The organism is Rhodococcus sp. NPDC055024, from assembly GCF_053608585.1.
Genome location: NZ_JBSGVT010000007.1, coordinates 160,081 through 182,053 on the forward strand (window position 1 = coordinate 160,081; position 21,973 = coordinate 182,053).

A 21,973-nucleotide genomic window follows, 5' to 3' on the forward strand; every position below is an offset into this window, starting at 1 on the left:
TTACTCAGAGTGATCTCGCCACGAGGTCTTTCATGACTTCGTTCGATCCGGCGTAGATTCGCTGAATACGAGCGTCGGCGTACATCTGAGCGATGGGATATTCGAGTATGTAGCCGTACCCGCCGTGCAGTTGTACGCAACGGTCGATCACGGCGCACTGCTGATCGGTGAGCCAGTACTTGGCCATCGCGGCGGTGGTCGCGTCGAGTTGCCCGGCAAGGTATTTGACGATGCAGTCGTCGATGAACGTTCGTGAGATACGAGCGATGGACGCGCACTCGGCAAGTTCGAAGCGCGTGTTCTGCAGATCGAAGAGCGTTTGCCCGAACATGTTTCGGGATTTGGTGTACTCGACGGTGAGGGCGACTGCACGCTCCATTGCCGCAGTGGCTGCAACTCCGCAGATCAATCGTTCAGGCAGTAGCTGCTGCATCAGCTGGGCAAACCCTGTGCCTTCGCGGTCCCCGAGCAGGTTTGTTGCAGGCACCCGCAAGCGGTCGAAGAACAGCTCGGTGGTGTCCTGGCCCTTCTGTCCGACCTTCTCGAGTATTCGCCCGCGCTCGAAACCCGGTGTGTTGTCATCGACCTCGGCCACGATGAGCGACACTCCACGCGCTCCGAGGCTGGGATCGGTCTTGGCGGCAATGATCACCAGATCACAATTGCGACCGTTGGAGATGAATGTCTTTGCGCCGCTGATCAGATAGTCGTCACCGTCGCGGACGGCGCGGGTGGTGATGTTCTGCAAGTCGGATCCGGTGCCGGGCTCGGTCATGGCGATTGCGCCCACCCACTCGCCACTCGCCAGCTTCGGTAGCCAGCGCAGTTTGTGCTCGTGATCGGCGTAGGCATTGAGGTAGTGCGGCACGATTCCCGAGTGCACACCGAGTTGGAGTGAATGATCACCCGCCATCACCTGCTCGTGGAACAGCACGGCATCATGCGCAAAAGTTCCTCCTCCGCCGCCGTACTCGGTGGGTATCGACATGCCGGCGAGGCCGAGCGTCCCGAGTTCCCGATAGGCGGATTTGTCGGGAAAACCCTGGGACGCGAAGCGTTTCTGGTGCGGTGTCACGTGTTTGGCGAAGAAGTTCCTCGCCAGTTCGCCAACGGCCTCCAATTCGTCGTCCATCCACGGGGAGCGTCGTTCGGTGGTTCGGGTTGCGGTTGATACTTGCGTCATCGTGATTTCTCCCGATCGATGAAGTGCGACCCACGAGCGGATCTGGCTCCACCTATCATCCACACTGTTGACGCAGTGTCAATAAGCGGGTGGCCGAATCGACCTCCAGACCCGCTTCGGATACCAGGGCAGCCGCCCGCAAGAATGGGACGGCACAGACACGATCGAACCGGCGCGAAGGATGGGCAGTGGACCCCGAAGAAACATCAGCGGGTCACGAGTCCAACCTCCCGGCGCCGCGTCCGGCTCGCAGCGTCCTGTTCGGATTGCCGCCGGTGGGAAACCGGTATCCCGGAGCAATTCGGGTCGCACTCGCCTTGGCGATTCCTGCGGCTGTCGCGACACTGCTCGGATTCGGGCCCTCGTCCCTCCTGGTCGGGCTCGGTGCATTCGCGTCGATCTACGGTGAGGGACGTCCGTACCGGAGCAGATGGAAGGCAGTCGGTATCGCCGCGGCGGCGTTGACGATCCTGTCCTTCATCGGGGCATCGGTGGGGGAGCCGGTCCACCGAGCGATCTCCGAAGGCGCGCCGACGGTGCTGCTCGTCTTTGTCGTGCTGATCATGGCCATCGTGGTGTCGACCTGCGCCTTTACCGTCGACGCGCTTCGATTAGGCCCACCGGGCGCGTTCTTCCTGCTGCTGACCACCGAGATCAGTTCGGTGATCGCCACTCCCGGGCAGCCGCCGATCGAGGTTGCGATGTGGACGGCAATCGGCGGGATCAGCGCGGTGGTCGTCTCGATGACGGGAATCCTGTGGGCACCGCGAGCGATCGAACGCAGCGCGGTACAGGCAGCCGTCTCGGCTGTTGCGGAGTACACGGAAGCGCAGGCGAAGTACGCCCCGCCGGAGCAGACGCGAGACAAACGGCACGCTGCAGCACTGCGGCTGCACGACGCGTGGCAGTGCCTCTACCGCGGCGCAATCGTCGGGAAAGACCACCCGTTGACCCGTGAACTCGAACGAGCACAAATCGCGATGGCCAGGGCGATCTCCGACGACCACGATCCCGAACTCATGGCGGACCCCGCGTTCGACGTCGACGAGGTCGGGGCGCATCCGCCCCTGCCCGACCCGACGATCCGGTATCGGTTTCTCCGCGCCTGCAATCCGTCCAGCCGAGCGTCGATCACGGCACTTCGGCTGTCCATCGCCTGTATGGCGGCGGGAACCCTCACCGTTCTACTCGGTATCGATCGCCCGGACTGGGCGGTGATCGCCGCGGCGATGGTCCTGCATCAAGGACCGGATCGAATACTGGGCACCTATCGCGGAATCCATCGCATCGGCGGAACCGTCCTCGGGTTGATTCTGTTGGGCGCCATATACGCCTGGAGTCCGACCGGTCTGTGGCTGGTGGCTGTACTTGCCGTCCTGATGGCGGGGATCGAACTGTTCCTGGTGCGGAACTACGGGATCGCCGTCATCTTCATCACCGCTCTGGCAATTCTCCTCGGCGCTGCCGGTGGTGCACACGGGACCGTCCAGCATCTGATCCTCAGCCGCATGCTCGAGACGGCAATCGGCGTCGTCGTGGCGTTGATCGTCCTGTGGACGGTCGGGCGCGGGGCACATCGACGCACTCTGATCTGGGTCGACGAGCGTGCCGACAGCGTCCTGTTCAAGCTGCTGACCGAAATCCGCGCGAGGCACTATGCACCACAAGCGAATTGGTCCGAGCTTTCGGAGCTTCGACGCGACCTGGACTTCGAACTACGAGGCAGCACGATGGCCGGGATCGACGCCGCCCACAACGAACCCGAGTGGGCGTCGCAGCAGTGGAGAACGCACACCGCACTGCATCACCTGGGATCGGATGTGCTGCACCGACTGTGGTTCGGCACGCAGGTGTCCAGGTCTCACCTCGAAGAATGGGAGTCTCGCTACCTGCGCTCGGGTTCGGTGTGATCGAGCATCGGGACGGCACTGAACTTGGCTGGGTTCGCAATGTCGTAGGCCGCACACACAACTCCGTCGCGAACCGTGAAGCCGGCAACGCGAGCGGCGAACTGCGGGTACCGGTCATCTCCGGGGGAGCCGGCGAATACACCACCGAGCTGTCCGTTGACGAGAACCGGTGACATCGAAAACAGCGCCGCCGGTCCGTACTTGCGTGCCAGGCCCAGGTAGAACCGTGCCACACGATCACTGCCGCGCACGACGTTGACCGCCGTGCGAGTTGTTCCGCCTGCGTCGCCGATCAGCACGGCATCGGGATCGAGTGCTTCGATCACCGCGTTCAGATCCCCACTCGCGATAGCCATGACCAGTCTTTCGACGGCGGCAGCATGCTCCTCGCTGCTGACCGGGACGGGCGCCGACGCTGCGGCTCTACGGGCTCGCGAGGCCAACTGACGGGCGGCGGCGACTTCGATGTCGAGGATTCGGGCTACCTCGGCGAACGGTACGTCGAAGCCGTCGTGCAGGACAAAGGCAACGCGTTGCGCGGGAGTAAGAGTGTCCAGGACGACGAGGGCCGCAAAACGATTCTGTTCCTGCGTCACGACGTACTCGAGGGGATCGGGTGTCGCTGAGGGTGTGCTCACGGTGGCGTCGACGGGCGTGACGATCGGCTCCGGAAGCCACTGTCCTACATAGCTTTCTCTCCGGACTGCGGCCGATTTGAGGTGATCGAGGCAGATGCGACCCACAACAGTGGTGAGCCATCCGCGCAGCTCGCGGATCTCCAGCTCTTCACCTCGCGTGGTTTCGGCTACTTGGAGTCGTATCCATGCTTCCTGCACCGCGTCCTGAGCGTCGCTGAAACTTCCGGTGAGACGGTAGGCCACCGACGTCAGATGGCCACGGTGTTGCTCGAAGTCCTGCGCGGTAGTCGGCGAAAGCATGCCCTCATGATACGGACTTCACACTTTAAATCCGGCATGAATGTAACCGTTGACCCAGGTAGTGGGTGCCGACGTATGGTTTCGACACTGCTAACGGCTCGATTCTGTCTTCACATTCATTGGAGTCTCACGTGTTTCGGTCTTCGCTCTTGTCGTCATTGAACTGTTGTCGTTGAACTGACTTTCCCAACACCTGCCTGTGCCGATCGCCGCACAAGGCGATCCGGACAGGTGTCGTCGTAAATTTCACCAATCATCCTCTAAAGGAAGCAACTTCATGATTCGCCCTCGCCTTGCGCGCTCCATAGCCGCAGTCGTCGCTCTTGTCACACTGTCCAGCCTTGCCGTGGCCTGCTCGGGCTCTTCCGACGAAGTCGTCAAGACCGCCGACGGCAAGACCGTCCTGCGGTACGAGGGCAGTACCGGACAGGTCATCTACCCCGAACTCGCTGCCGATCTCGGCTACTTCGACAACGTGGAACTCAACTGGATCGGCGACACGACCAGCGGTCCTCAGAGCATTCAGAATGCCGCGACCGGTCAGACCGAATTCGGTGGTGCGTTCAACGGTGCGGTGGTGAAGTTGGCTTCCGCGGGTTCACCGATCACCTCGGTGATCGGGTACTACGGCTCCGACAAGCAGAGCTTCAATGGGTACTACGTTCTCGACGACAGTCCGATCAAAACGGCCAAAGACCTGATCGGCAAGAAGGTCGGGATGAATACACTCGGCGCCCACCACGAGTTCGTCGTTCGTGAATGGCTTGCGCGGGAGGGGCTTACGCCGGACGAGATCAAGCAGGTTGAACTGATCGTGGTGCCTCCCGTCAACACGGAGCAAGCGCTGCGCCAGGGACAGATCGACGTTGCCACCCTCGGCTCGGTCTTCCGTGACTCCGCGCTCGAACGCGGTGGTCTTCGCGAGCTGTTCACGGACGAATCACTGTTCGGCTCGTTCACCTACGGCACGTTGGTGTTCCGTGACGACTACATCGCGAAGAACAAGGAAGCGGTCGCCGATTTCGTACAGGGAACAGCGCGAGCGATCCGCTGGACCCAGACGCACCCACGTGAGGAAGTGATCGCGAAGCTGACGTCGATCATCAACAGTCGCGGACGCAACGAGGACACCAAGCTCATCAGTTACTGGAAGAGCCCGGGAGTCGCCGGCCCCGGCGGAACGATCACCGATACCGAGATCAGCACGTGGATCGACTGGCTCACCCGTAACGGCGAACTCGAAGAGGGGAAGTTGAAGCCGTCGGACATCTACACCAACGAATTCAATCCATACGCCAACGGAACGTATTCACCCGACAGCGGCGCTGACGGACAGGCACTGGAGGCCGCAAAATGAGCACAGAACCGAAACTAAGGCTCGAGCACGTCACCAAGCAGTTCGACATTCGTGGGACCGACGAAGTTTTCACCGCGGTCGAGGACATCAACATCGACGTGGCGCCGGGGGAGTTCCTGGTCCTCGTCGGGCCGAGTGGGTGCGGTAAGTCGACTCTGCTGGACCTCCTCGGCGGACTGAGTTCGCCGACTTCCGGTCGAATCCTTCTGGACGGCAAGCAGATCACCGGACCCGGCTTGGATCGGGGAATCGTCTTCCAGCAATACGCGCTACTTCCATGGCGAACTGCACGTCACAACATCGAGTTCGGACTCGAAGCGAAGGGCGTGAAGAAGAGCGAGCGACGCGAGCTCGCCGAGCATTACCTCGAATTGGTCGGTCTGCAAGGTTTCGCGGATCGCTATCCGCACGAGTTGTCCGGTGGAATGAAGCAGCGAGTCGCGATCGCCCGCAGCCTGGCCTTCGACCCCGAAGTGTTGCTGATGGACGAACCGTTTGCAGCGCTGGACGCACAGACGCGAGAGTCTCTGCAGGACGAGCTTCTGCGCATCTGGAAAGCCACCGGTAAGACGATCTTGTTCATCACTCACGGAATCGACGAGGCCATCTACCTGGGGCAGCGCGTTGCCGTGCTGACGTCGAGGCCGGGGCGTGTCAAGACGATCGTCGACATCGACATCGACAGGTCCGGCGACGACGTGCGATCCGGCGAGGAGTTCCGAGTGTTCCGGCACCGGATCTGGACGCTGCTGCACGGTGAAGTGGAACGCGCACGGGCGGGCGAGCTCGACCCAGCCAAGGAGGTTGCACATGTCTAGCGCATTGGCGACGCCGGAAGTGGTCGCGGACCCCAAACCGTTGCACGACAAAACACCTGACATTCAGCAGCGGAGCCAGGCCGGCGGCAAGGCGGCGCGGTACGTTGGATCTGCCGCGTGGCGGATTGCCAAGCCGTCGATAGCGATCGCGATTTTCCTCGGGATCTGGGAAGCCGCACCTCGGTTGGGCTTGGTGGACAAGGTTTTCCTTCCGCCCTTCAGTGAGGTTGTGTCCGCGTTCTTCACTCTTGCCGGGAACGGGCAACTGCAAGAGCATGTCTCGGCCAGTCTGACGCGTGCGTTAACCGGATTCTTCGTGGCCATCGCGATCGCGATTCCGTTGGGAATTGCGATCGCCTGGTATCGTCCGGTCTCCGACTTCCTCAACCCGATTCTCGAATTGTTCCGCAACACAGCAGCCTTGGCTCTGCTTCCCGTTTTCGTACTGATTCTGGGCATCGGTGAAGAGTCGAAGATCGCCCTGGTGATTTACGCCTGCACCTTCCCGATTCTGCTCAACACCATCTCCGGTGTGCGCACGGTTGACCCGCTGCTGATCAAGTCCGCTGCCTCTCTGGGGTTCTCGTCGATTCGACTGTTCCAGAAGGTAGTTCTGCCCGCTGCGGTGCCCACGATCTTCACCGGAATTCGCATGGCCGCCGCGTCGTCGATACTCGTGCTGATCGCCGCCGAGATGGTCGGTGCCAAAGCCGGTCTCGGATACCTGATCACTGCCTCACAACTCAATTTCCAGATCCCGAACATGTACGCGGGTATCCTCGCGATCTCGTTGTTGGGTCTCACAATCAACGCGATTCTGGTCCTGATCGAACGTCGGCTCTCACGCTGGCGCGTCACCACCTGATCTGCACCTTCACGGAAAGATTCTGCGAACTCATGTCCGAACGACAATTTCATCTGAACGCCTTCCTCATGGGCGTCGGCCATCATGAGGCGGCGTGGCGCCACCCTCGCACAAATGCGGCCAACTTGTTGGACGTCAAGCACTTCCAGGAGTTGGGGAGGATCGCCGAACGAGGAAAGCTGGACTCGGTGTTCTTCGCCGACGGCCTGGCAGTGGGCCCGCGGGTCAAGTACAACACGCAGGCGATTTTCGAACCCGTCACGTTGCTCTCCGCGATCGCTGCTGCCACCGACAAGGTGGGGCTGATTGCAACCGCGTCGACCAGTTACAGCGATCCGTACACTCTTGCAAGGAAGTTCGCGTCCCTCGACCACATCAGTGGGGGACGTGGCGGGTGGAACATCGTCACATCGGCGGGCGCCGACGAGGCGGCCAACTTCGGTCTCGATGCGGTACCGGCGCACAGTGGTCGTTACGAGCGCGCCGAGGAGTTTCTCGACGTGACACTCGGACTCTGGGACAGTTGGGAAGAGGGGGCGGTTGTCCTGGACGAAGAGTCCGGGATCTTCGCCGACCCGGATCGTGTCCATCGGATCGACCATGACGGCGAACGATTCACGGTAGCCGGTCCACTCAATTCGCCGAGGTCTCCACAGGGACGTCCGCTGCTCGTGCAAGCCGGTTCCTCCGAGAGCGGTAAGGATTTTGCCGCGCAGTACGCCGAAGCCGTGTTCACCGCTCAACGAACACTCGAGCAGGGGCAGGATTTCTACACCGACCTCAAAGCGCGGCTGATCAAGTACGGGCGTAGTCCCGACGAGATCAAGGTGCTGCCAGGCATCGTTCCCTTCATCGCGGATACGGAAGAAGAAGCCAAGGCGCTGGAGCAGTCGTTCACGGATCTCATCTCACCTGAGTACTCGCTGCGCCAACTCTCGAACATGGTGGGCGTCGACCTCACCGAGCATTCGCTGGACGCTCCGTTGCCGCCGCTGCCGGACATCGATCGCATCCAAGGAAACAAGAGTCGATACCAGCTCGTCAAAGATCTTGCGGAGAGCGAAAACCTGACCGTTCGTGAACTGATCGGCAAACTCGGCGGTGGCCGTGGGCATCGGACATTTGCCGGGACACCGGAGCAGGTCGCGGACGAGTTGACCGAATGGTTCGACAAGGGCGCCGCGGACGGCTTCAACATCATGCCGCCCTATCTGCCCGGAGGGCTCGAGGTGTTCGTCGACCGGGTCGTGCCGATTCTGCAGGCGCGTGGGCTCTTCCGTACCGAATACACGGAATCCACCCTGCGGGGTCACTACGGCCTCGATCGTCCGGCGAATCGGTTTTCGCGGGCCGCTGACGCGGCAGAAGTGAGCGCGTGACGGAAACACTGCCCAAGGAACAGCCGGCGATTGCCGGGCTCAAGCCACTGGTCACAACGGTTTTCGTACCGGCGGCTATTTTCGGAATCGGTCAGGGCGCGGCCGCCCCCATCATGGCCGTCACCGCCCGCGACCTCGGTGCATCGGTCGCCGTCGCCGGATTGATCGTTGCACTCGGCGGTTTGGGTGCCGTCCTCGGCGATCTCCCCGCCGGCCGGATAGTGTCGCGATTCGGCGAGCGTCGGTCCATCATCGGCGGAAGTTCCTTGGGCGCGACCGGAGTGGTGATCTGTCTGCTTGCGCAGACTCCGTGGATGCTCGGTATCGGTGCTCTGCTGACCGGACTGGCGAATGCTGTGTGGGGTCTTGCCAGGCAGAGCTACCTCGCTGAGACGGTGCCGCTCGGCCTGCGGGCCCGAGCAATGTCGTCATTCGCCGCGATGTGGCGGTTGGGTTTCTTCCTGGGCCCACTCATCGGCGCCGGCGTGATTCTTCTGCTGGGCGCGCGCGGAGGATTTCTGGTCCAGTTGGTGGGCGTCGTACTCGCCGGGGCGCTGATGGCCCGCGTTCCCGACCCGCCACGAAAGGCGCAGGCGGGCAACGGCGATCATAGCCACGTCACGCTCCCGCAGATCCTTCGCCGCCACCGCGCCGCCCTGTCGACGCTCGGGACAGGCTCCCTGCTGATGGGCGCCGCTCGTGCTTCGCGGGAGGCAGTGCTGCCGCTGTGGGCATTGCACCTCGGGTTGGATGCGGCCCAGGTGAGTGTGATCTTCGGTATCGGTGCGGCAGTGGATCTGCTGTGCTCGTATCCCGCCGGGCACATCATGGACCGATACGGGCGCAGGTTGGTCGCGGTGCCTTCGCTGACGGTGATCGGTGTGTCGTACCTACTGTTGCCGTTCTCGACGAGTGCAGTGGGGCTGACCGTGGTCGCTGTCGTGATGGGGATCGGCAACGGACTGGGCAACGGCGTGATCATGACTCTCGGCGCTGATATCGCTCCACCCGAAGAACGCGCCGAGTTCCTCGCTGCATGGCGCTTGACTCACGACACGGGCATGTTCGGTGGGCCGCTCGCGATCGGTCTCCTTGCCGCGGTGTTCCCGCTCGGGTGGGCGTTCGCCGCACTGGGTGCGACCTCGTTCGCGGGCGCAGCGATGATGTTCCGCTTCATTCCGGTCTACTCTCCGCGGGTGTCACCCCGCTCGAGCCTCGGGAAACGATAGGTAGGCTCGCTGCATGCGATTCGGACTGTTCGTACCTCAAGGCTGGCGTCTGGACCTGGTCGGCATCGACCCCGCGAAGCAGTGGGAGGTGATGCGAGACTTCACGCTCCGCGCGGAGGCAGGACCGTGGGAATCGGTGTGGGTCTACGACCACTTCCACACCGTTCCCCAGCCGACGGAAGAAGCGACTCACGAGGCGTGGACGTTGATGGCCGCGCTCGGTGCGTCGACGTCGCGTATCCGGCTCGGCCAGATGTGTACCGCCATGAGCTACCGCAACCCGGCGTACCTCGCCAAGGTCGCCGCGACCACCGACCTGATCACCGGTGGACGCGTCGAAATGGGAATCGGCGGCGGTTGGTACGAGCAGGAGTGGCGCGCGTACGGCTACGGATTCCCCTCTGCCGGTGACCGTCTGGGTCGACTCGACGAAGGAATCCAGATCATGCAGCAGGCGTGGTCGAAGGGAAGTGCGACGCTCGACGGTAAGTACTACCAGGTCGACGGAGCGCTGTGTCGTCCACTTCCGTTGCAAGAGGGCGGAATTCCCATCTGGGTTGCCGGCGGCGGCGAGAAGGTCACACTCAAGATCGCGGCGAAGTACGCGCAGTACACCAACTTCGACGGCACCCCGGACGGCTTCGCACACAAGTCGGAGATCCTGAAGAAGCACTGCGACACCGTCGGTACCGACTTCGACGCGATCGTCCGTTCGGCCAACTACAACGTGGCCATCGGAGCGACGGAAGCCGAGGTGGCTCAGCGGTTGGAGACGCTGAAATCCCGGCTGACGCCGTTGGTCGGCGAAGCTGCTGCGGATGCGTCGCTCGACGCCTTCCGCGGAATGCCGGCGGTGGGTACACCGGAGCAGATCATCGAGAACCTGTCGGCGCTCAAAGCGCAGGGCCTCGAGTACGGAATTTTCTACTTCCCCGAGGCCGCGTACGACACCTCGGGGATCGAGATGTTCGAGAAGGAAGTACTGCCCGCGCTCGCGTAGCGGTACGGCTATCGCAGGGAGTCAGGAAGATCGGCCGGGTTGATCAGGACCCGGCGATCGGGGTGGGTGCGAACTTCTTCGGAATCGGGGATCCGGCTCTGCAGGAAGTTCCACTCGCTCGCACTGACAGCCGCGACAGCGCGTGCCAACACCGCCGAGTCCTTGGTTCCCCATTCGATCGGCATGGGGCTGACCATCTGCCAGGTGTCAGCCTTGCTTCGGGTGGAACGATCCGAACGCAGTGCAACCGACGGAATGCGGTCGCCGACTCGCCACTTCGGATTGAGTCGTACATTGCGGCTGACGAGTGCGTACTTCGGTGCCCCAGCGGCGGGCTTCGCGATGTCGATCAGTGCGGTCAGCGTCGCCGCACGCGGGTGGACCTCGGTGACGATCGCCGGGACCAGCGGGTTGTCCGCATACAGAGATTCGACGCTCCCCACCTTGCGAGGTGCCCACACGGCCACCCACAGGGAACTGACCGCACCGATGACCAGGACTGCGCCGATGATGATGGACCACACCTCGCCCATGCTGATCAGCCAGGCCCCGACCGCGGCGAGGACGATCGCGAAGATCACCGCAGAAATCTGCAGGCGGCGTACGTCGGCCAGTGTGTCGTTGACCGACTTGGCGTGAGCCTTGTCGACAGTGAACTGGAAGTCAGCCACGAAAAAAATCCTTCGGGTGGTGCCGGACGATCTAGGACCGGCCCCCGATCGCCCGGGGACCGTCCACCAGCGTAGCTAGTTTCGCGCGCGCTCCCACATCTGCAGGTAAGCCTCGGCGCCGCGGCTCATGTCCTCGACGATGGTGTCGCCGTCGGCTCCCGCGGCGATGCGCATGTCCGCGATCCAGTCGGGAATCATCCCGTACTGCGCCACGCCGTCGGTGTTCACGTCGAAAACCCGGGTGCCGGCGCGCTGCTGGTCCATGACCGTGCCGTCGAAGGCGGTGTACGGATATTGCAGCGGGTTTTCGGCGGCGTCACCGCGCGGTGCGGCTTGGGGACCGAAGCCGTTGGTGTCGGCGCCGTAGCCGAAACCGAAGTAGTAGTTCTCGCTTCGCATTGCCCGCGCGTCGCGCCACTGGTCGATGAATCCGCGCTCTTCGGGCTTTTCGTCCGATGCGTCCAGTTGCCCGGCGTACAGGGCCACAAATCCGCCGAGCGCGTAGATCCGCTTGTAGAGGCTCGGGTCGCTCCAGCTGTGACTCGAGACGACGCCGGAATAGTTCGCAGCTTCGAGAATATCGAGTGCTGCTTCGGCGGTCTTGACGCTCATGTGGTCGATGTCGACGATCATTCCGCGGTCCATCAAACCTCTGATCGTGTATGCGCCCAGGTCGGTCAGGCCGTGCGAATTGCATTGCGGACCAGCGGGGTACACCGGAAGCGTCACGCCGGGCGGGAGTACTGCGAGAAGATTCTGCGCGCCGTCGACCTTGGTGGGCAGCACGTTGTCTTCGGCAACTCCGGTGCAGGGTTCCGACTGCCAGAACTCCCCAGTGCCGAGGTAGTTGCCGATATTGACGGCCACGCCGGTAATTCCGCCGTCGAAACGGGCACCGCCGAGAGCGTTGTCGAACTTGTGCGTGACGATCATCTGCCGGACACCCAGGTCGTACAACTCGTCCAGACCGCGGTCGATGTCGTCTTCGGTGCACTGCGGAATCCCGTTACGCACAGAGCAACCGAAGGGTTCGGATACCTCCACCCCGAGGGTGACGGCCAGCTTTCCGTCGGCAGCCACCTTCCTGGCCTGTTCCGGGGAGCTCACGATGCGGAACCATCCCCGGCCAGGACCGCCGTACTGGGCGTCGATGTAGTCCTGGAGTTCGCGAGTCTGCTCCGCCTGGATCCGGACGGTCTCCATCTCGTCGCAAGGATTTCGCTTGCTCGGATACAGCTCGCACAGGACACGGTTGGCGACAAAGAGATTGGTGAAAATTCGCAGTCCGCCGCGCCAGGCCCGCTCGACCCACTTGTAGTAAGTCTGCTCGTGCGTCAGCGAATCGTGAGCCGGCCAGTCGGCGAAGCTCGGCCAGCCGGTGGTGTCGTGAGTTTCGAAGGGATTTCCGTACGACAGAACGTTTTCGAGGAGTGCCGGTATCCCGTCGGGCTGATGGTCCGGGCAGTCGACGAGTGCAGCCGTGACACCTTGGGGGTCGAAAGGTCTGCCGCAGTGCAGGTTTCCGCCCATGAACTCGGAAGCATTCATGTGCACGTGTGTGTCGATGAATCCTGTGACCTCACCGTTCGGGCCGATTTCGCCGGGAATGCCGTTTGCGCCCACTTCGGCTTCGGGGAAATCGGCGCAGCCATCGCGGGGGACGAGAGTGAACGCAGATTCGGGAACGTCACCGGGATCGGACATCGTGAGCATCAGATCTCGCGAGATCAGTTGACGGCCATTCGAGGTGGCGGTCAGAACGAAGGACTCACCCGTGGACATCACGGTCCAGTCGGCGGACGGAGTTGCTTCGGAGATTGCGAGTACGGAGTCAGCGCCGTCGTGCGAGAGCATCGACCCGTCCGGTCCGTACAGCATGAAACGACCCAGTTGAGCCGCGTGTAAACGGAAGGGCTCGGCGTCGGCGGCTTTCGTGGCGTCGGTGAGGTACGCCGGTCCGTCACGACGCACGAAGTCTCCGGACTCCGTGCGCAGTGCGTAGCAGCCGTTCGCAAGTGCGTACACCGAGTTCTGCGCGCTAGGAGCTTGGCTCGGTGCCGCCGCACTGACGCCGGTCGTGGCGACGACGACGGCGGCAGTCAGCAGCGAGATGGTTCCGGCGAGCCGACCCCGTAGACGTGGAACTGAGCGCATGGTGCTGGTGACCCCCGGCCGATGGACACGACTGTGACAGGGCACACTTTACAGATAACTGGACGTATGTCCATTTCTTTCTGGAACGTGTTGCAGAAAGGCTTAGCCGATTGCGGGTCCGAGCAGGTCGTCGGCATCGGTGATTCGGTAGGCGTAGCCCTGTTCGGCGAGGAATCGCTGACGATGTGCCGCATACTCCGCATCGAGAGTGTCGCGGGAGACCACCGAATAGAAGTGCGCCTGACCGCCGTCGTGCTTGGGCCGCAGGAGGCGCCCGAGACGCTGAGCTTCTTCCTGCCTCGATCCGAACGTTCCCGACACCTGCACGGCGACAGACGCCTCGGGAAGGTCGATCGAGAAGTTCGCGACCTTGCTCACCACCAGCGTCTGGATCTCACCGTTTCGGAACTGATCGAACAGGATCTCACGTTCCTTGTTCTTGGTGGATCCCTTGATCACCGGGGCGTTCAGGGCTTCGCCGAGTTCGTCGAGTTGATCGAGATACGCACCGATCACCAACGTGGGGGAATCCGGGTGCTTGGCCAGAATCGACTTCACGACAGCAATTTTGGTGTGCGCCGTCGAGCACAGTTTGTAGCGTTCCTCCGGTTCGGCGACGGCGTAGGACATGCGTTCGGCGTCCGTCATCGTCACGCGCACCTCGACGCAGTCGGCCGGTGCGATCCAGCCCTGCGCTTCGATGTCCTTCCACGGAGCGTCGTAGCGCTTGGGGCCGATGAGCGAGAAGACGTCGCCTTCGCGGCCGTCCTCACGAACCAACGTCGCGGTCAGACCGAGGCGGCGGCGTGACTGCAGGTCTGCCGTCATCCGGAAGACCGGCGCGGGGAGCAGGTGTACCTCGTCGTAGATCACCAGTCCCCAGTCGCGGGAATCGAAAAGTTCGAGGTGCTTGTACTCGCCCTTCGTACGACGCGTGATCACCTGGTACGTGGCGATCGTGACCGGCCGAATCTCCTTGCGCTCGCCGGAGTATTCGCCGATTTCTTCCTCGGTCAACGACGTGCGGGCAATGAGCTCACGCTTCCACTGGCGACCGGCAACGGTGTTGGTCACCAGAATGAGTGTGGTGGCCTTGGCCTTTGCCATCGCTGCGGCGCCCACCATCGTCTTACCGGCGCCACATGGCAGGACGACGACGCCCGAGCCGCCAGCCCAGAACGAATCCGCTGCCATCTGCTGGTAGTCACGCAGTTCCCAGTGGCCCTCTTCGAAAGCGAGGTCGATCGGGTGCGCTTCGCCGTCCACATAGCCGGCGAGATCCTCGGCCGGCCAGCCGACCTTGAGCAGCATCTGCTTGAGGCGGCCGCGCTCACTCGGATGCACGATCACGGTGTCGTCGTCGACTTTCTCACCGAGCATCGGCGAGATCTTCTTGTGCCGCATCACCTCGGTGAGCACTGCGCGGTCGAGGCTGACCAGGATGAGACCGTGCACCGGGCTCTTGACCAACTGCAAGCGTCCGTACCTGGCCATCGTGTCGACGATGTCGACCAGGAGAGGCTGCGGAACGGCGAATCGTGAGAACGAGACCAGCGCGTCGACAACCTGCTCGGCGTCGTGCCCGGCGGCGCGGGCATTCCACAATGCCAGGGGAGTGATGCGATACGTGTGGACGTGCTCCGGGGCCCGTTCGAGCTCGGCGAAGGGGGCGATTGCCTGCCTGGCCTCGCCGGCGCGCTCGTGGTCGACCTCCAACAGCAGCGTCTTGTCGGATTGGACGATCAACGGTCCGTCGGTCACGGAATCCTCCTAGTGAAACAAACACGGCAGCCACAGAGCGTTGCGCCGCGTTGTCGGCTGACGCCAACCCTGCCATTGTCCTGGTATCGGGGCGCAGACGCCAACAGGCTGAGCACATACGCCAACAGGCGGCGCACGCACAGCCCGAAGCAGGGGTGCCCGAGTGCGGGCACCCCTACGTCAACAGTGCAGGACCGACCGCTATTCCGGGAGGCCGGCGCCGGGTAGCACGAGGATCTTCACGTGTTCGTCGGGTACGCGCAGAGCTGCGAAAGCGTCCGAGACACCATCGAGGCCGACCCGGCCGGTGATGATCGCTTCGGCGTCGATCTCTCCATCGGCGAGTCTCTGCAGGGTGATGTCGTAGGCATTCTCGTAGGGGCCGTGACCGAAGTTGATCGAGATCCTCCGGAACTGCCCGACGACGGGAATGATCGTCTCGTCGCCGAACGGCGCAGCCAGCACCTGTATCCGCGAGTTGAACGGCAAGGTGTGCATCAGTTCCCCGATAACCCCCGCCCGGCCGCTGCATTCGTACGCGATCAGAATGCCGTTTGCGGCCTGACCGACGAGTGGGTTGCCCTCGGTGACCATCTGATTCCACAGTTCGATCGGATCCTGCTCGGCCGGATCGACGACGATGTCCGCGCCCAACTTCGCGGCGAGCTCGCGTCGTTTGGGGGAGGGCTCGGACGCGATGACGATCTGTGCTCCTCTCGCCTTCGCCGCGACGACGGCGCCAAGTCCGATCGTCCCGCAACCGATGACGAGCGCCGAATCGGCCGAGGTGAGGCCGGACTGTTGAAGGTGCATCTCGCCGACGTGGAGAGGTTCGGCAAGTGTGGCGTGCTCGAGTGACAGGTGATCGGGAACTTTGCGGACCCAGAACGCGTCGACGACGATGTGGTCGCCGAACGCGCCGTGGTATTCGTTCGAGTAGCCGATGATCGTCGGGATCCCGGTGGCAGTGTCGGTGGCCAGGCCGATGCCCGCCACCCTGTCGCCGATCGCGAAATCGTCTACTGCAGAGCCGGTTTCGGAGACGATGCCCGCATACTCGTGTCCCAGGACTACGGGGCGGTCGGGGTCGAAGGTGGCGAGCGGGTAACCCCCGTCGTGTGCGACCTCGACGAACCGGCACGGGTCTTTCGACATGCTCAGATCACTGCCACAGATCCCGCAGGCGACGACGTCGACGCGGATCTGCCGTGGCGCCAGCGGAGGTGCGTCGGCTACCACCGCTACTGCGAATTCACCGTTCTGGAATCGGACAGCCCTCATGCGCGTACCGCTCCCGTCTCCGCCGGCTGGCCGTAGTAGTCGGTGTGGGCTTTGGTGAGCGCTCCGACCAGCCCTCCGATCAGGTACTCGCGATTGTCCTCGGCGAACTGCATGCTGGCCTGACGCCCGACGTTCCGCTTCCGGAAGTGCGGGACCACCTCGGAGGCGAACAATTCGTAGCTGCGTTTGGTGTCCTCCCAGCTCGCCATGTCGACGTGAAGGATCAGGAACGTGCCGAACCCTCCCGTCTTCTCGATCAGGCGCTCGATCTGTGCGATCGCATCCTCGGGGGTGCCGATGATCGCCTGACCGAACTCGCCGAGAGTGTCGTTACGCCACTGGTCGATGATCCCGGCCGGCGTATCTGCCCAGGCCGGGGCCTGGCCGGTCTGCCGATTCACGTAGGAGGCCATCGATCCGATCCGTCGGCTCACGGCGCGCTCGGCCTCGGCTCGGGTCTCTGCGATGAACATCGGATTGACCACCCGCCACGTCGCTCGGTCGGCGTGGTGGCCGTGCTCGGCCGAGACCTTCTCGTACACATCCCAGTTGCGATCCAGTGCGTCGAATCCGCTGGGTGAACTCGCCGCCAACGAGAGCAAGGAGAGGCCGTTCTTGCCTGCGAGTACCGAACCGTTGGGCGAAATCGTCGACGCTGTCACGGTCTCGATGCCATCCGCGCGGTACGTGGGCAGCTGAGCACGAGCATCACGCAACGTGAACCAGTCGGTTTCCATGTTGACGACCTCGCCGCGGAGCAACGCGAGAATGGCCTCGAGCGCTTCGCCCTGGCGACGGCGCTGGTCCGACGGGTCGATACCCATCATGTGTGCGTCGAGGGGGATCTTGCCCGGGCCGGTGCCGAAGATGACTCGCCCGCGGGTCTGCAGATCGAGTTGAGTGATGCGGTCGGCCGTGATCAGCGGGTGGTGATAGGGCAGGGACGTCACACCCGTACCGAACTGGATGCGCTCGGTCCGCTCTGCGGCGGCGGCGATGAACATGTCCGGCGCGGGCACGATTTCGGCGCCGGTCGAATGATGCTCACCCATCCAGGCTTCCTCGAAGCCGAGGTGATCCAGGTGCGCCATGAGATCGATATCGCGTCTGAGCTGCAAGGCGGGATCGGCGTCGAGCGGATGGTACGGGGCGAGGAAGGCTCCGAAGCGGATGGACGATGCGGACCACACGATGACATCTCCTGTCGACAGGGAAGTGATTTGGCTCACTCGCTCTGGTGGAGATGTCTAACATCGATCACCTGATCCAATAAGTTGAATCTCCCGCACAGTGGGAGGTTTGTAATCACTTGTAGCTCAACGCTATCTGGTTTAGTCACGTCGTCTAATGTTGTTTCAAGTCGATCAACTGATTCAGGCATTTCGAGAAGGAGCGTTGAAGAGGTCATGCATTTGGACGTCACCATCACCCCCACCTCCTCGACCGTCGAGCTGAACGGGGTCGACGACTTCACCAGTCTCTCGGTCGTAGTAGGCGGCGACGATCAGTCCGAGACTCTGCGTCGGGTATTGGAACCGTGGGGGGAACTCGAGGACGATCACGTCTGGCTCGACATTGCTCACCTGGAACAAGCCGTCGCGGCCCAGGTCGGAAACGCGCAGTGGAGGCAGAAGTTCTCCGCGATGGTGGACTACGCACGCGCCCACGGCTGGGTCGATCGCGACAACAGGGTGCGGGCACACCGTGAATCACTCTGACTCCAGGGTCAGCGCTTCGGAGAACTTCGGCGAGCCCGTGCGAAGCTCGTTCGTATGACCGACTCCAGGCAGAACCGACAAGGCGACGCGACGCGCATGCGCTTGCTCAAAACTGCCGAGCGGCTTTTCGCGACAGAGGGATTGGATGCAGTCTCGTTGCGCTCGGTCAACGCAGCAGCCGGTCTCGGTCCGTCGTCTGTCCACTACCATTTCGGCACCAAGGACGATCTGGTCGCCGCGGTGCTGCTGGACATGGGAACGTCGGTGCGAGATCAGATCAGCGCGAACGTGGACGCCCTTGCCGCCGAACAGACGCCGCCGACGGTCGAGGCACTGGTACGGGCTGTCACCGCGCCCTACGAGGCGTTGCTCCTCCGCCACCGCACGCGGGGAATGCGATGGATCAGAATCGTCACGCAGATCTCGCAGCCGCAGATGTCACGACCGGGCCATCCAGCCCTCGAGGCGACCGAGCTGCACCTGCGTGAACATCTTCTCGACCAGGTCCGTCGTACTTTTCCTGCTACCGATCCCGAACGGCTCGAGACTCGCTGGGCGATTGCCTTGATGGGCTTCCTCCAGGCGTTGAGCCGGGCGGACGATTGGAGCGGAAGTGGCAAGCCGCTCGCGCCGGAGCGGCTTGCCGACTTCTACGAGGACCAGGTCGTCTTTCTGGTGGGTGGTGTGCGGCAGTTATTGGGATGAGTTCCTTATTTTTGCGCGACGACAGACTTTCGCATTTCCATTACATGAGTAATAGCCTCGGAAATTCCGGATCGATAACCGATATTCTTTTCGGAATCGCCCGGAGTGGAATCAAGCTCCGATTCGAGTCTCGTTTGAATGCGGTCCAGGGTGTGGATTGTTCTTTTCACGATGGTTAATTCTCTTTCTGCGGAGAATCCGAAAGTAGTATTCCGGACTGCCGAGCGTGTTCGTCGAGGACGCAGAGTGAAGCGAGGGTCATGCCCGCTGCGTAGCCGCGCGAGCGTGCGTCAGTTCCTCGACTACGTGACTTGAACAGGTTGAATGTTTCGTGCAGGTGCACGAGGGTATCGGTGGGGGCCGGCATTGGTCAGCTTCGCAGTCAGCTCGTCTTTCTCTGGACTGTGCTGTCAGCTCCGCTTTCTCTTACGGATGAACTCGGAAGACTCCGCAGTTTTCGCTCGCTTTTCCGCGCGGCGTTCCTTGATCGACTGGGCGGGTTTCTTCATGTTTTTACCCGGCGCCTTGTCAGCCATTGTCGCTCCTCATTTTTCGAAGTGGCAATCACAAACTGACCTCGACCATACTTCATTTACAGAAAAAAGCCAGTTGCTTCTTTTCTGCTACTTTTTTCCGGAGTCGACGGGGCTGACGGAAGTAATGCGGTGCAACGTGAAACGGCGTACCGCACCACTTGCCGGATCGAAGGCGTCCAGCTGTCCGCCGCCCACGCTGACGGGGTCGACGATGCGATGGGTCGCCACCCCCTGGGCGTCGACGTAACCGATATTGACGCTGGAATTGTCTCGGGCCGCCGTGGCAAGCAAGGCGATGGTGGCGGCGTTGTTCTCTCGCGAGCCGTCCGTTCGAACGCCGCCACGGCCGGGGGCGGAAGCGCGGTCGCCCGCCCGCATCGTGCGTACCAACGACGCCAGCTGATCCGCCGACGGGCTCGCGGGCATTCTCGACGCCGGTCGGCTGCGACGGTTCGGTACACGTGCCCCGCGTGGGCGGAGATCGACCAGCGTTCCCGAGGAGTCTTCGCCGGCCGGCGCAAATCCGGCCGCGCGCAATTCGGCGAGGACCTCGCGTAGCGGGGCCTGGGAGATTGCCACCGTGGGAGCCAAGGCGCGCAGTGCCAACGGCTCGGCCACCGCCGATGCGAGTACCTCCGCCAACAGCGATGCGTCCTCACACCGGATGAACGACGCTGCGACCCCGGCGCGCAGTCGTCCGTGTCGGCGGGCAACGTCGTCAATGAGATAGGAAAGCGATTGGGGGACAGGTGTCTTCGATTTCGAGGCGAACATGGCATGCAGTTCGGTGGCCGTCAGACCGGCGTCGAGAGCACGCCGCACACTGTCTTCGCTGATGCGGTACATGGACGCAGATCCGGCGGACTCGATGTCCGCGACCAGGCTCACCTGCTCGAGCAGGTCCGGTACCAGCGGCCCGGGCGCAACCAAAGTCAGATCTGCCTGGACCAGGATGTAGTCGATGGGCTCGGGTAGCGCGGACTGCATTTCGGCTTCGGCGTCCCCGCCGTGCAGCAATGCTCGTCCCGGTGACGACAAAGCGCCGCGGGCTACCAGTCCGAGCGCGGCGGCCTCGTCCAGAGTTCGCTCGATCGCGAAGGTCCGTAGGCGCCCGCTCCACCGCGGACGTCGCCACGCCAGCAGCCGACTTACCTCGACGGCCGACGCGGTCTGGCCGCTGTCGAGTTCGGAGAGCAGCCCCAGAATGGCCTGACGATCTCGCGGAGCCGCCGGAGCGCGGCCCTCCTCGGACAGCGCCGCGATCGGCTTGTCTGTGGAATCGCGCAGCCCGATCATCCACGGAACTCGAGGTACGTCGACCCAAGCGGACGCCAGGACCTCCCACCGTCGCGCTGTGGATGCGTTCAGCCAGCCGTCGACGGCGAGTGTAGGCGTCCAGTACTCGTCAGCGTTGTCCGAGATCGGCGCCGGGTCTGGCGTTCCGCTCGCGATGAGTCCGGCTGCCGAGAGCAATTCGACAAGCAGGCTCACGCGCGCTTCGTCGAGATCGGCCGTCTTGGCCACGCGTCGTAGTTCTCGAACACCGAGCCCACCGGCTCGCAGTGCGGGGGCCGGTGCTGCGCCCAGAACAGCGATCACGTTCTCGCATTGGCGTACCAACTCGAGCGCCTCGCCGGCTGCTGCGGCGTTCACGTCCGCCGGCTTGAGTTTGTCGCCCCCGATGACGGGTGCGGTCAGCGTCGTCGGATCGAAAACCGGCTCGCCGCGGATGACCTGACGAACCGTCGCCGGAAGCTCGACGGTCTGCTCGTCGAGCCACCGCAGCAGGCCGGTCGCCAGCAGTCGTTGAACCGGGCGCTCAGGCGGCGTTCCGGGGGCAGCGTCGCGGGTGCGACCGATCGGGCTGGAGTTGGCGAGTGTCTCGAGGAGATCCCGCTCGCGGGTGTCCAGAGCGTTGAGCGCAGCCGAGATCTCGGTCTCGGTCATCGCCTCGGCAGGTTCTAGGGCGCGCCCCACACGCCACGGAATCATCCCGATGACTGCCGGGACGACGCTGATGGGATCGACACCCCAGATGAGGGCGGACGCGCGCATCTTCGACAGAGACTTGTCGACGGCCTTCTTGGTGACCTTGCCCTTGCCGGTCAGCGCTCGTTCGGCGATCGCACTGTTGAGCTCCGCCCGCGTCATCGGAGTTTCCTCGGCGCCAGCCAGTGCCAACAATTCGAGAAGACCGAAATCGAGGGTGTCGAGTTCGTCCGCCGCTCGGCTGACCGACGCGCGTTGCTGTGCCCGACCGCTGAGAACCACCATCGTGCTCGGCGGCGGTACGGCCAGATCGGGGCGCAGACGCAGCAACTCCGTCAACTCGGCGTCACTGCGCGCCGAGAGCCAATCGGTCAGACTTTCGGCTGCGGAACTGCCCGCCGGGGTGCCACGTGTTTCGGTCATCAGGTATCAGATTAGAGACCTGGTCTGTACGGCGTAACGGCGTCCTGTCAAAATGA

18 protein-coding genes are annotated in these 21,973 nt (G+C 63.0%); 9 read left to right on the plus strand and 9 right to left on the minus strand.

Annotated features, from left to right (window positions below):
* Window positions 1–4 precede the first annotated feature (4 nt).
* Window positions 5–1,183 carry an acyl-CoA dehydrogenase family protein gene (locus ACWF6P_RS16710; RefSeq protein ID WP_452621747.1) on the minus strand — a complete coding sequence of 393 codons (1,179 nt, stop codon included), beginning with the start codon at window positions 1,181–1,183 and terminating at the stop codon, window positions 5–7.
* Between the two features lie 188 nt (window positions 1,184–1,371).
* Between ACWF6P_RS16710 and ACWF6P_RS16715 the strand changes: the two genes are divergently transcribed.
* Window positions 1,372–3,093 carry an FUSC family protein gene (locus ACWF6P_RS16715; protein WP_378532243.1) on the plus strand — a complete coding sequence of 574 codons (1,722 nt, stop codon included), beginning with the start codon at window positions 1,372–1,374 and terminating at the stop codon, window positions 3,091–3,093.
* Here ACWF6P_RS16715 and ACWF6P_RS16720 read toward each other — a convergent pair.
* On the minus strand, window positions 3,069–4,031 hold the full coding sequence (locus ACWF6P_RS16720) for a sigma-70 family RNA polymerase sigma factor (RefSeq protein ID WP_378532245.1): 963 nt from the start codon (window positions 4,029–4,031) through the stop codon (window positions 3,069–3,071). The genes ACWF6P_RS16715 and ACWF6P_RS16720 overlap by 25 nt on opposite strands.
* Window positions 4,032–4,308: 277 nt before the next feature.
* Here ACWF6P_RS16720 and ACWF6P_RS16725 point away from each other — a divergent pair, with 277 nt between their 5' ends.
* From ACWF6P_RS16725 to ACWF6P_RS16750, 6 genes are read left to right on the plus strand one after another with little or no spacing between them, the layout of a single operon-like run.
* A complete protein-coding gene (locus ACWF6P_RS16725; RefSeq protein ID WP_378532247.1) occupies window positions 4,309–5,388 on the plus strand; it encodes an ABC transporter substrate-binding protein in 1,080 nt (359 codons plus the stop codon).
* Window positions 5,385–6,206: an ABC transporter ATP-binding protein gene (locus tag ACWF6P_RS16730; RefSeq protein ID WP_003940477.1), complete on the plus strand. Its 822-nt coding sequence runs from the start codon at window positions 5,385–5,387 to the stop codon at window positions 6,204–6,206. The genes ACWF6P_RS16725 and ACWF6P_RS16730 overlap by 4 nt, the downstream gene beginning before the upstream one ends.
* Window positions 6,199–7,071 carry an ABC transporter permease gene (locus ACWF6P_RS16735; protein WP_452621748.1) on the plus strand — a complete coding sequence of 291 codons (873 nt, stop codon included), beginning with the start codon at window positions 6,199–6,201 and terminating at the stop codon, window positions 7,069–7,071. The genes ACWF6P_RS16730 and ACWF6P_RS16735 overlap by 8 nt, the downstream gene beginning before the upstream one ends.
* 32 nt (window positions 7,072–7,103) lie before the next feature.
* On the plus strand, window positions 7,104–8,450 hold the full coding sequence (locus ACWF6P_RS16740) for an LLM class flavin-dependent oxidoreductase (RefSeq protein WP_452621749.1): 1,347 nt from the start codon (window positions 7,104–7,106) through the stop codon (window positions 8,448–8,450).
* Window positions 8,447–9,679: an MFS transporter gene (locus ACWF6P_RS16745; RefSeq protein ID WP_452621750.1), complete on the plus strand. Its 1,233-nt coding sequence runs from the start codon at window positions 8,447–8,449 to the stop codon at window positions 9,677–9,679. Before ACWF6P_RS16740 ends, ACWF6P_RS16745 begins: the two co-directional genes overlap by 4 nt.
* A 13-nt stretch (window positions 9,680–9,692) precedes the next feature.
* Window positions 9,693–10,679 carry an LLM class F420-dependent oxidoreductase gene (locus ACWF6P_RS16750; RefSeq protein WP_452621751.1) on the plus strand — a complete coding sequence of 329 codons (987 nt, stop codon included), beginning with the start codon at window positions 9,693–9,695 and terminating at the stop codon, window positions 10,677–10,679.
* 8 nt (window positions 10,680–10,687) lie between these two features.
* Here the strand turns inward: ACWF6P_RS16750 and ACWF6P_RS16755 are convergent, their stop codons facing one another.
* From ACWF6P_RS16755 to ACWF6P_RS16775, 5 genes are all read right to left on the minus strand, one after another.
* Complete coding sequence (locus tag ACWF6P_RS16755; protein WP_378532255.1) at window positions 10,688–11,350, minus strand: DUF3239 domain-containing protein; 663 nt, start codon at window positions 11,348–11,350, stop codon at window positions 10,688–10,690.
* A gap of 75 nt (window positions 11,351–11,425) precedes the next feature.
* On the minus strand, window positions 11,426–13,504 hold the full coding sequence (locus ACWF6P_RS16760) for a peptidase (RefSeq protein WP_452621752.1): 2,079 nt from the start codon (window positions 13,502–13,504) through the stop codon (window positions 11,426–11,428).
* 102 nt (window positions 13,505–13,606) lie between these two features.
* Complete coding sequence (locus ACWF6P_RS16765; RefSeq protein WP_138872200.1) at window positions 13,607–15,265, minus strand: DNA repair helicase XPB; 1,659 nt, start codon at window positions 15,263–15,265, stop codon at window positions 13,607–13,609.
* A 201-nt stretch (window positions 15,266–15,466) separates the two neighbouring features.
* On the minus strand, window positions 15,467–16,546 hold the full coding sequence (locus tag ACWF6P_RS16770; RefSeq protein WP_452621753.1) for an alcohol dehydrogenase catalytic domain-containing protein: 1,080 nt from the start codon (window positions 16,544–16,546) through the stop codon (window positions 15,467–15,469).
* Complete coding sequence (locus ACWF6P_RS16775) at window positions 16,543–17,736, minus strand: LLM class flavin-dependent oxidoreductase (protein ID WP_452621754.1); 1,194 nt, start codon at window positions 17,734–17,736, stop codon at window positions 16,543–16,545. The genes ACWF6P_RS16770 and ACWF6P_RS16775 overlap by 4 nt, the downstream gene beginning before the upstream one ends.
* 216 nt (window positions 17,737–17,952) lie before the next feature.
* Here ACWF6P_RS16775 and ACWF6P_RS16780 point away from each other — a divergent pair, with 216 nt between their 5' ends.
* On the plus strand, window positions 17,953–18,264 hold the full coding sequence (locus tag ACWF6P_RS16780; protein ID WP_378532265.1) for a hypothetical protein: 312 nt from the start codon (window positions 17,953–17,955) through the stop codon (window positions 18,262–18,264).
* A gap of 54 nt (window positions 18,265–18,318) precedes the next feature.
* On the plus strand, window positions 18,319–18,969 hold the full coding sequence (locus ACWF6P_RS16785; RefSeq protein ID WP_452621755.1) for a TetR/AcrR family transcriptional regulator: 651 nt from the start codon (window positions 18,319–18,321) through the stop codon (window positions 18,967–18,969).
* 410 nt (window positions 18,970–19,379) lie between these two features.
* On the opposite strand, the gene ACWF6P_RS16790 is transcribed toward ACWF6P_RS16785, so the two are convergent.
* A complete protein-coding gene (locus ACWF6P_RS16790; RefSeq protein ID WP_007733507.1) occupies window positions 19,380–19,505 on the minus strand; it encodes a hypothetical protein in 126 nt (41 codons plus the stop codon).
* 87 nt (window positions 19,506–19,592) lie between these two features.
* Window positions 19,593–21,917 carry a helicase-associated domain-containing protein gene (locus tag ACWF6P_RS16795; RefSeq protein WP_452621756.1) on the minus strand — a complete coding sequence of 775 codons (2,325 nt, stop codon included), beginning with the start codon at window positions 21,915–21,917 and terminating at the stop codon, window positions 19,593–19,595.
* Between the last annotated feature and the right edge of the window lie 56 nt (window positions 21,918–21,973).